Origin of the sequence: Siminovitchia fortis (genome assembly GCF_007681465.1) — a bacterium.
GTDB lineage: Bacteria > Bacillota > Bacilli > Bacillales > Bacillaceae_C > Siminovitchia > Siminovitchia fortis.
The window spans coordinates 54427-63991 of the sequence record NZ_VEKZ01000008.1; the positions used below are offsets into that span (position 1 = coordinate 54427).

At 40.4% G+C, this 9565-nt stretch carries 11 protein-coding genes; 1 reads left to right on the forward strand and 10 read right to left on the reverse strand.

Translation table 11 applies throughout. The annotated features are described in order from the left end of the window. Positions 1 to 70: 70 nt before the first annotated feature. The gene (locus tag FS666_RS04690; RefSeq protein ID WP_120069957.1) at positions 71 to 637 is read left to right on the forward strand and encodes a Uma2 family endonuclease; all 567 of its coding nucleotides are present in this window, start codon (positions 71 to 73) and stop codon (positions 635 to 637) included. A 145-nt stretch (positions 638 to 782) separates the two neighbouring features. Here FS666_RS04690 and FS666_RS04695 read toward each other — a convergent pair whose 3' ends face one another. The 10 genes from FS666_RS04695 to FS666_RS04740 all read right to left on the reverse strand — a co-directional run bounded on the left by FS666_RS04695 (position 783) and on the right by FS666_RS04740 (position 9530). Then, on the reverse strand, positions 783 to 1085 hold the full coding sequence (locus FS666_RS04695) for a dihydrofolate reductase family protein (protein WP_306463598.1): 303 nt from the start codon (positions 1083 to 1085) through the stop codon (positions 783 to 785). A gap of 107 nt (positions 1086 to 1192) precedes the next feature. Beyond that, positions 1193 to 1987 carry a hypothetical protein gene (locus FS666_RS04700; protein WP_120069954.1) on the reverse strand — a complete coding sequence of 265 codons (795 nt, stop codon included), beginning with the start codon at positions 1985 to 1987 and terminating at the stop codon, positions 1193 to 1195. Between the two features lie 33 nt (positions 1988 to 2020). After that, positions 2021 to 2809, reverse strand: a complete 789-nt coding sequence (locus FS666_RS04705; RefSeq protein ID WP_120069951.1) for a hypothetical protein — start codon at positions 2807 to 2809, stop codon at positions 2021 to 2023. A gap of 59 nt (positions 2810 to 2868) precedes the next feature. Further along, complete coding sequence (locus tag FS666_RS04710) at positions 2869 to 3438, reverse strand: STM3941 family protein (protein ID WP_120069947.1); 570 nt, start codon at positions 3436 to 3438, stop codon at positions 2869 to 2871. A gap of 90 nt (positions 3439 to 3528) precedes the next feature. After that, positions 3529 to 4620 carry a hypothetical protein gene (locus tag FS666_RS04715; RefSeq protein ID WP_128205395.1) on the reverse strand — a complete coding sequence of 364 codons (1092 nt, stop codon included), beginning with the start codon at positions 4618 to 4620 and terminating at the stop codon, positions 3529 to 3531. Between the two features lie 463 nt (positions 4621 to 5083). Continuing rightward, positions 5084 to 6175 (reverse strand): hypothetical protein, encoded by a 1092-nt coding sequence (locus FS666_RS04720; protein ID WP_120069942.1) that lies wholly within the window; start codon positions 6173 to 6175, stop codon positions 5084 to 5086. Between the two features lie 194 nt (positions 6176 to 6369). Continuing rightward, positions 6370 to 6984, reverse strand: coding sequence for a hypothetical protein (locus FS666_RS04725; protein ID WP_128205394.1), 615 nt, complete (start codon positions 6982 to 6984; stop codon positions 6370 to 6372). Positions 6985 to 7152: 168 nt separating this feature from the next. After that, entirely contained in the window at positions 7153 to 8847 is a 1695-nt protein-coding gene (locus FS666_RS04730) for a T7SS effector LXG polymorphic toxin (protein ID WP_144460778.1), read from the reverse strand. A 5-nt stretch (positions 8848 to 8852) separates the two neighbouring features. Beyond that, the gene (locus tag FS666_RS04735; RefSeq protein WP_144469099.1) at positions 8853 to 9110 is read right to left on the reverse strand and encodes a hypothetical protein; all 258 of its coding nucleotides are present in this window, start codon (positions 9108 to 9110) and stop codon (positions 8853 to 8855) included. A gap of 6 nt (positions 9111 to 9116) precedes the next feature. Continuing rightward, a complete protein-coding gene (locus tag FS666_RS04740) occupies positions 9117 to 9530 on the reverse strand; it encodes a YwqH-like family protein (protein WP_144460776.1) in 414 nt (137 codons plus the stop codon). Positions 9531 to 9565 lie beyond the last annotated feature (35 nt).

Below are 9565 nucleotides of genomic sequence, written 5' to 3' on the forward strand. Positions count from 1 at the left end.
AGGGTGTCGCGCATCATTATTTCTTTTTGGTTATTAATTCGAGTATAATTGACTTAGGGTGGTGATTGCTTTGAGTTTATTAAATGAAAGGTATAGCACCTATGAAGAATTTGAATCTGAACGGAAGAAAACAGATAAAAGGTTAGAATTTATCGATGGTGTTATATATATGACTCCATCTCCAAGCATCAAACATCAAGAGATATCATCTTATTTGCACGGTGAGTTATACAATTTATTGAAGGGGAGTAAATGCAAGGTATTCGCTGCACCAACTGACGTCGTCTTTAATAACGAAAGTAAAGATGAAAAAAAGACAGTTGTCCCCGATCTATTTGTAGTTTGTAACCAAGGTAACTTCACTGAAAATGAATACATCGGAGCTCCTGATTTTATTATTGAAATATTGAGTCCTTCAAATAAATCGCACGATATGATTACAAAGCTGAATTTATACATGAATTTCGGTGTTAAAGAATACTGGATAGTAGACCCTATGGAAAATCGTATAATGGTTTATTTCCTGGATCAAGATGGAGAGATTCAATTCACTCTGGTTAATCTAGGGGAAATTGTTACCTCAAACCATTTTAAAGAATTTAAGATAAATACCAATGAATTATTCAACCTAAGCTAATCACTTTTGTGACTAGCTTTCTTCATTAAAAAACGGTCTATTATTTTAAATCACAAATATTCCTTACTTTTCGAACGTGCGTTTTTTTAAAACAGCTATAATAAGGAGAGCTTTTACTTGCATATTTTTTTATTTGTCAGACGTTTTACCTCTTAACCTCATAATGCAATTCAACAAATTGATTAAAGTTCCTTGTTCCTTTCAATGAAAGGTCTAATTGATAATCCCCCTCTTTAAATAAAGGAATTCCTTTGCCGATTATGGTTGGTGCAACTGTTACGATAAGTTCATCAATTAAATTCTCTTGTATAAAAGAATGTAACAGTTCTCCTTCACCAACGATCCAAATTTTTTTGCCAGGTTGGCTTTTTAATTCATTAATAAAATCAGTTATATTAGGGCTGACAAATTTTACATTTTCAGTATCTTCAATGTAAACACGTAGCAATCTTTATTTTTATATGGAAATTCCATTGGAGATCACTCTTGATCGCATAGTAAGATGACGAGCTCCTTTAGAAAGCTCGCCACCAAGAAAAGTATACTTCTGTGATGTTAATTCCGTTCCAACCAAGCTGGAAGCTCTTCCTCTGCAATCAGTTTCATATATTCCTTCATTTCCACAGGATATACATCTATTTCATCTGCTTCCATTACGAAGCTATAATCTAGAAACCACACACACGACTTTCCTCTTAAAAATAGATATACTGGCTCATCGCGCTGCTCCTCTTCCTCTTCTTCCCCGAACATAAACGTAATTGAATCAAAAGCAGCATGACGTTCTTGAAAGTCTCTTAAAAAGGAGCGGAAAGAGATTGGATGATCCTCATCCTCACAAATTGCGTCTATTTCTTCATCTGTATATGTACCCATGGAATCAAACAGTTCTCTTTCGATCTTAAATGGTGCGACCCCCTCTTTTGGCTCTTCCTCAGGTAAACCATAAAAGTCGATCAGATGCTCTACATAATCAAGATTACCACTAATCATCGTAAACATATGATCCATACCTTCGAAACGTTGGACAATCCTGCCTCCATCTGCCAGATGATGAAATATTAATGCATACTGTCCATATACGCAACGAACCTTTTTTGGCGCCTTTATCACAGCATGAATCAGGTCTTCTACTTCTTGGACTAGTTGTGTTGAACGGGTTTCATCCCAATAACCGCGATGCTTTAACAGCCTTTCTACGTGATGCGCGAAAGCGCCTAGCTGTTCCTCTGTCATATCCCGCTTTAGCAATGAGGCTTCACGTGCCACATCCTCATAACCGCACAAGGCGAGCACTCCAATAAATTCATCTGTCGATAAGGCGATCCTCTTTTCTTTTAACAAGTTCATCATCCATCCCTCCATAGGCACATCCGCTCTTTTTTAAAAACCAAACCACATTTTTATCCGTGTCATGATCATCTGAATTAATGAAGATGCTTCTATAGGATAGAAGTATACTTGACCTTGCGTATCTACTTCCGTGTAATCGATATACCAAATGCATGATTTTGACGGTAAAAACAAATGTATTTCCGGAATCTCATTCTCATCTGTGATGTAGTCAGACTTGATCAATGAAAAATTATTGAGGAAACATCCACTCTTCACAAACGATTCCATGAATGCCTGCATAGCTGGAGGATGTTCTCCTTCAGAAAGCAATTCGTTGATTTGTTTTGCGGTCTTTGCAACTGAAAAGGACTGGAACATCTCACTCGACATTATAAAGGGCTCCATGTCGATCGGTTCTTCGGAGGGAAACTGATAAAAGTCTTGTATTGTATCTTCACCTTGTTTATTCTTTGTCATATCTATGTAGTAAAAGCTATGCATGCCATCTTCACATTTTTGCACAAGCACTTTCCGAGACCCCATGTTATGTAAAAGCATCACCGTTTTATCGTGCACGCAACGTACTTTTTTCTCTGCTCTCATCAACAGATGAATCAAACTTTCGAGTCCATGATCTATTTCACCTTTTTCATTTTGATAGCCGCGACGCCATAATAACAACTCCGCTTCTCCGACAACTTCTTGCAGTTGTTCGTCACTTTTCCAATCCCGCGTGTTCTTTAACGCATCAGCCGCCGCCTGCTCGTATCCACACAACAGCATCGCTACGCTTAGTTCTTCTGTCGATAACGAAAATGCTTTTTTCTCCTGAATCATTGTCCATCCCTCCACTCAGGTTTGTTCATTATCGCAATCAGAGGTACAACTGAATGTGCCTATCCAATTTTCTCATGATCAATAAACTGCCCAACAAATTCCAACACTGCCTCTAACGGAACATCACTTGCATTTTGCGGGATACTGATCGGAATCTCTTTTTTCTTGTTCATACTTAAAAGGGCACGTTTCACACCACTTTGTCGCTCCAGGAATGGCTCAAAGTCTTTTGGAATGATGCCAATCATTTTTTGGCCCATCATCGAATACATCACAATCCGTTCAATTTCATCCCAACGGATCTGGCCTACACCAACAAAAGAAGCATTTTCATCAATCCCATCTTTATCAATACGCAGCGATGGCTTCGGTTTTACAAAACGATACAATAAATACACCGTACAAATGCTACAGAACGGGATGCCTACCACCAAGATGAAGGGGAGAATGGGTGCGATGACAGTGGTGATCCCTTGGGCATCCTCTGCAATTTCCCCTCGATTAAACGCCGCCCACACGAGCACGGCCACAAACGCCAATGACAGGATCGAAAGCATCAACATTCTCCCTTTCCCTGGGTAAACAATCATACTTTCTTTACTGACTTGTGTTCGATTTGTTTCACTCACCTGAGATTCCTCCTTCAAACTATTTTTTATGACAATGAAATAAGAGCATCAATACTCTTATATACGAACCCTCGTTTCCTAAAACTCTTACTATTCATACCTATCAATCCTAGATTCGTCAATGTCATCTGGCAATTCCACAAAATATGGGACTTGTAGACGATCTCTGATCGCTCGCTTTAAATATGCACGTTTATCGTCTTCAAATTCATGTAATACCTCTTCTCTTTGAATCGTCCATTCCGGCAGCAATACTGGTTCTGGTTCTTGTCCAGATGTTTGACAATACCATTGACCATGCTCTTTGTACAAAATCATTTCTTTTGGCGGATCAAATTTCATTCGACTAAAATGACGCACACCATTTTCCACATATAAAAATAGCACATTTTCAAATGTCTTCGATCCTTTTTCTCGGTAACTCTCATCCGGATATTCTAGCTCACCATATTCCAAATAACGCCCACTTGACAGCATTTCCTCTGATACTTTTCGTATTGACGCCTCTTCGCGTGCTTTTTCTTCTGCCATCATTTGCGCTCGTTCTTCTGGGGTAATATATAAATCGATACCCGCTACCATCATCACACGTGTCCAAAACAAGGAAAAGAAAAGAGCCCAGCCTGGCCAGATAAGAGCCACCGCAGCATCCTCCCCAAATAAAAACACATAAATGCCCGCGCCTTTCGTCGAATTAAAGGCCCCTGCCAGATGGAACATGAAAAAGGCTCCTAGCGCAATCGTCACTGCCTTTCCTGCAAGCTCACGTATACGAAAGGGAATCCATTTGATCCACGTGAATACAATTAAAAAGATTTGGATCCATAGAAGATTGATATAGACCTCTTGATAAAATGGATGATCGATTAGCGCCTGGATTCCATACAAGTTAATTGCCGCCATTGACCATAAACATGCTGGAATACCTTGAAGATACGTTTTGAGTCGCTCATAACTTGAAAGGTGGTAACTGACAACATACGCAAAACCTACGCTAATAATGAGATAACTCACGTAGAGGACAATCGCAAACAAGCGCCAAGTATCGTTTATGTAAACAAAAAAGATATTTGGAATACTGTAAAGATGAACAAACAGCCCAAACACAAGATAGAAGCCTAAATTTGATCCGTAACTTTCCTTCTCCTCTCTTTGATCAAAAAAAGATTCGGTACTTCCCACAGCCACACCTCAAATCCATAAACAACCGTACCGACGCCAAGGAAAATCATCGTACCTAAGCCGCCCCTCCAGTTGTACCGGTATACGCAGCCACAATATCCAACGCTGTTCCGGCAAGCCAACCGCTACCACCTGGTTTTATATTTTTAAGTGAATTTTTACATCAACGCCCTTTATTGTTGGTATGAAATTGTTCCTTACATTCTTGAACAAGTTCACGGCATTACTCCGACCAGCTTCACGCCGGTGGTAATTTAAACCTCTGACCATTTTTATAATAGATCACCATTGGACCTGAAGCTCTGTTCAACAGACCTCCAACTCCTACTCTAAGCAGATTTCTTAATCCGGCTATTTCTTTTGGAAGATTGCTAGGCATATATCCATAACGTTGAACAAAATATTTCCCTTTTGGGTGTTTCATCAACTCATGTATTTTAGAAGCCAGTTTTGAATAGTTTATTCATCCCCTGTCAATCTCGGACTCATCAATGTCACTCGGAATCGCTACAAAGTACGGGACTATACGTCTGTATTCAATTGCTTGTTCCAAATATTCACGTTTATCGACTTCAAATTCTTGCTTTTCCTCTTCTAGATGCTCTGGCAACAACACTCGTTCAGGTTCTTGCCCTGTTGTCTGACAGTACCATTGCCCGTTCTCTTTGTACAAAATCATTTCTTTTGTTGGAGTCCAATCCAAGCGATTAAAATAACGGACGCCATTCTCTACATATAAAAACTCCACATCTTCAAATGTCTTCGATCCCTTTTCCCGATAACTGCTTATTCCCTCTGCAATGTAATAATCCAACTCTCCATACTCCAAGTAACGTCCACTTGACAGCATTTCTTCTGATGGTTTTCTTTTCTGCGCCTCTTCGCGTGCTTTCTCTTCAGCCATCCTTCGGGCCCGCTCTTCTGGCGTAATGTCTAAGTCTATGCCTGCAGCCATAATCAAACGTGTCCAAAATCCAGTGAGAAAAAGGGCGATGCCTGGCCATATGAGGGCTACCGCTACTTCTTTACCAAACAAAAATGCATTAATCCCCATGCCTTTGGTGGAAGCAAAACTCCCCAACAAATGAAATATAAAAAAAGCGCCAAGTATAATGGTTACGATACGGGCTATCCTTTCTCGTGTACGAACTGGGATCCACTTGATCCATGAAAATAAAATAAACAACAATTGAATCCACAGAAGATTAATATAGAGCTCTTGGTAAAATGGTTGATCCACCAGCGCCTGTATTCCATATAAATTAATGGCCACCATTGACCATAGACCTGCAGTGAATACAAACGAATAAGTTGCCAATCGAATATTGTCTGAAAAACGATAGTGTACATATGCAGAAATGGCACTCACAATAAAATAACTTCCCCACAGCAAAATGGCAAACAAACGTGATGTGTCATTTAGGTAAACAAAAAAGATATTGGGAATACTATAGAGATGAACCAACACCCCGAAAAAAAAATGATACCCACTATAAATAAAGAGAAAACTTTCCTTTTTTTCGTATGTATGAGTAGAAGGATTAACATTTATCACAATTTTGCACCTCAATTCCGCAGCTGCAGCAACAATTTTCTCTACAACTTGTCACACAGGCTCTCCTAAAGCCGTTTTTTATCGTACCAAATTATTCTCTACAACAGCTTATAGCTTTTTCAAAAATATATTTTATTCATCCCTGTCAATCTTGGACTCATCAATATCACTCGGAACCTCTACAAAGTACGGGACTATACGTCTGTATCCAATCGCTTGTTCCAAATAGCTTTCTCTTCTCCGATCATTCGCGCTCGCTCTTTTGGAGTAACACCTAAGTCTATACCTCCGGCCATGGTCACATGTGTCCAAAATCCAGAGAAAAATAGAGCTATGCCTGGCCATATGAGAGCTACTGCTACCTCTTTACCGAACAAAAACACATAAATACCCATGCCTTTGGTGGAAGCAAAAATCCCTAACAAATGAAATATAAAAAAAGAGCCAAGTATAATGGTTACGATACGGGCTATCCTTTCTCGTGTACGAACTGGGATCCACTTGATCAATGAAAATAAAATTAAAAATAATTGGATCAATAGAAGATCGATATAAAGCTCTTGATAGAATGGTTGATCCACTAGCGCCTGTATCCCATATAAATTGCTCTCCACCATTGACCATAAGCAAACCGTGAAACCAAGCAAGTTTGTCTCGAGTCGCTCATAACTTGGTAAGCGGTAAACAATAAATGCAGCAACTGCACTAACCACAAAATAACTTAAACAGAGTAAAACATCAAACAAACGCCATATATCATCAATATACACAAAAAAGATATTTGGAATGCTATAAAGATAAACAAACACCCCACCCAAGAGATAAAGGCTTAAAATTGATCGGTACCTTTCCTTCTCCTCACTTTTATCAGAAAAAGAATCGATGTTTCTTACAGCCCCACCTCAGATCCCCATTTCAACACAATATAAAAACCCTAGTAGTAAATAAGGGAAGGGGAGATCCCCCTATCACCTACATTAACCAAACAGGCTACCAAGCGCTTTGGCGCCGCTTGATAGTAAATTCTTCGCTCCTTCTTTGACCTCATTTCCAAAATCACTTGCTGCATTCCAAGCAGCTTTTCCTGCATCTACTGCGGCATTCCAACCTTTTTCAGCTGCAGCTCCAATTTTCTCTCCAACTTGCCGTACAGGCTCTCCTAAAAATGTGTTCGCTGCGAAACCGCCAATTGCTGCGCCAACAAATCCACCAACAACCGTACCGACGCCAGGGAAAATCATCGTACCTATAGCCGCCCCTCCGGTTGCACCCGCATATGCAGCACCAATATCCAAAGCTGTTCCTGCAAGCGCGCGACCCGTTCTTTGTGCCGTACTTTTATCTTTATGTGCATCCGAAAATGCTTCCATAAAGTTGAGTCCCACCGCCAATACATTTCCTGCGCGGGCGAGATTCTTTTGCCAACCGCCGCCACCTGGTTTTATATTTTTAAGTGATTTTTTCACATCAACGCTCTTTATTGTTGGTAAGAAATTGTTACGCAAATTTTTCAATAAGTTTATAGAATTCCCTATAATACCATCCCCACGCCGGAAGTAATTTACAAACCGCTGTCCATTTTTATAGATCACCGTTGGACCTGAAGCTCTGTTCAACAGTCCTCCAACTCCTACGTTAGGTAGATTTCTTAATCCGGCTATTTCTTTTGGAAGATTGCTAGGCATATATCCATAACGTTGAACAATATATTTCCCTTTTGGGTGTTTCATCAACTCATGTATTTTAGAAGCCAGTTTTGAATCGTACTTTCCTTTTTGCTTTGTCCATTTCTTATCGGCCACCAATTTAACAGTACCGTTTCCATTGTCCACGAATTTCAACATGCCCGTTGTAAACATTATTGTCGTCGCTGCACCACGCGCAACATCAACACCGACCAGTCCCCAATTCTGAATCGTTTTTACATCTGTTCCTAAGAAATTCACTACTCCCTGCACTAACGAACGGTCATCTCCACGATCTAAGCGACCCATATCCACGTCTGGCGCTTCCTTATGCAGCGTCATCTCTTCGAAGTGCGACCTTACGTCTTGAATATTCACCCCTTGTAAAAGAGGTCCGCCTGCATTGGTCCACTCCACCGCTTTTTGCACTGTGGTGTCTAGTTCGGCACGGCTCGCTTGTACGTCAGCCATTAAATCGACACCATCATTGTCAAGCATATACAAATCATCAACGACTTCGCTTGCGAATTTACGCGAACTTTCAATGCCGTTTAATACTTGGCCTATGTCTAGCTTTCCAAGATTCATAATATGGCTAACCGACGCCGCATACTCATCCACTTTTTGTTTGGACTGCTCCGTTGACTGCTCAACTTTATCTAGCCCTCGAGTCATTTGCGTGTCCCAAAAGTCTTCCGTCACTACCCCATTTTCAGAGGGCTCAAATTCAAGGATATACGCCTTCATTTTTTCGATTTTTTCAATCGCAGTGGTGATGTGGGCGCGAAATGCCCGAATCGTTGGGAGCTGTAACTCCGCATGATTCAAGATGATTGCTTCCCCGCCTTCTCCAGTGAACGCCCCGTCCATATTCAGTACTCTTTCAATTCCTGCATCCATCAAATCCAGAAAATCCAAGCGACGTTGCAATTGATCTATGTCTTTATCAAGCTTCGTAATCGCTTGATTGACATCCAAGATTTTCATGATTTTCACCTCATTTTCCCTGCAAGTTCAAGATCCACATTCTCATATTCTTGCACCAAGGCCTGGAATTGCTTTTCCATTTGACTCAACGCCTGAAAATACATGCTTAATTTATCCTCTATTTCTTCTACTTCTCTGGTTTCAGCTAGCAACATGTCTAGCCCCTCTGTTGAATCAACCGCTTCTTTTTGAAAACTGCCAGCCAGCTCCCCGACTGCTTGAAGGATTACTAGGGCTTCCTCTACGTTTACTTTGATTTCCATCATCTATCACCCCTTCTTTTCCCTTGCCAGTTTATCAAGCTTTCTCAAATGGTTAATTCGATTGTTTCGGTATTGAATTTGCAGTCTTCCACTCTCGATTTTTTCCTGGAGCCGATCTCGTTCACTATCGATGGCATCGATCATTTCTTGGACTTGCTCTGGTAACTTAACATGCTCCTGTTTAAGCATATCACGCTCTGTCCTTTCGAAGTCAGATGCGATGGTCCCACGCGCTGAGTCATTTCCCAATTGCGGATGATCAATATGACTTTTATCTGATACTAACGTGCTTTTTTCAGTTACTAACTTACTTCTGACATCCAGCAGCTCCTGACGATGCTCTCCTGCTATATCCATTCCTTTCCTAATTGTTCGGATCTCATGATTCAGCATATTAATTTGATTTAAATAATAGCTCATCACCTATACACCCTTCTTCGTTTTTATCACACAGC

Bases quoted from the DNA above. Each gene is read 5' to 3' on its own strand.
- FS666_RS04700 (WP_120069954.1), bottom strand. From the start codon at position 1,987: ATGAACTTGTTAAAAGAAAAGAGGATCGCCTTATCGACAGATGAATTT.
- FS666_RS04705 (WP_120069951.1), bottom strand. From the start codon at position 2,809: ATGATTCAGGAGAAAAAAGCATTTTCGTTATCGACAGAAGAACTAAGC.
- FS666_RS04730 (WP_144460778.1), bottom strand. From the start codon at position 8,847: ATGAAAATCTTGGATGTCAATCAAGCGATTACGAAGCTTGATAAAGAC.
- FS666_RS04735 (WP_144469099.1), bottom strand. From the start codon at position 9,110: ATGGAAATCAAAGTAAACGTAGAGGAAGCCCTAGTAATCCTTCAAGCA.
- FS666_RS04740 (WP_144460776.1), bottom strand. From the start codon at position 9,530: ATGAGCTATTATTTAAATCAAATTAATATGCTGAATCATGAGATCCGA.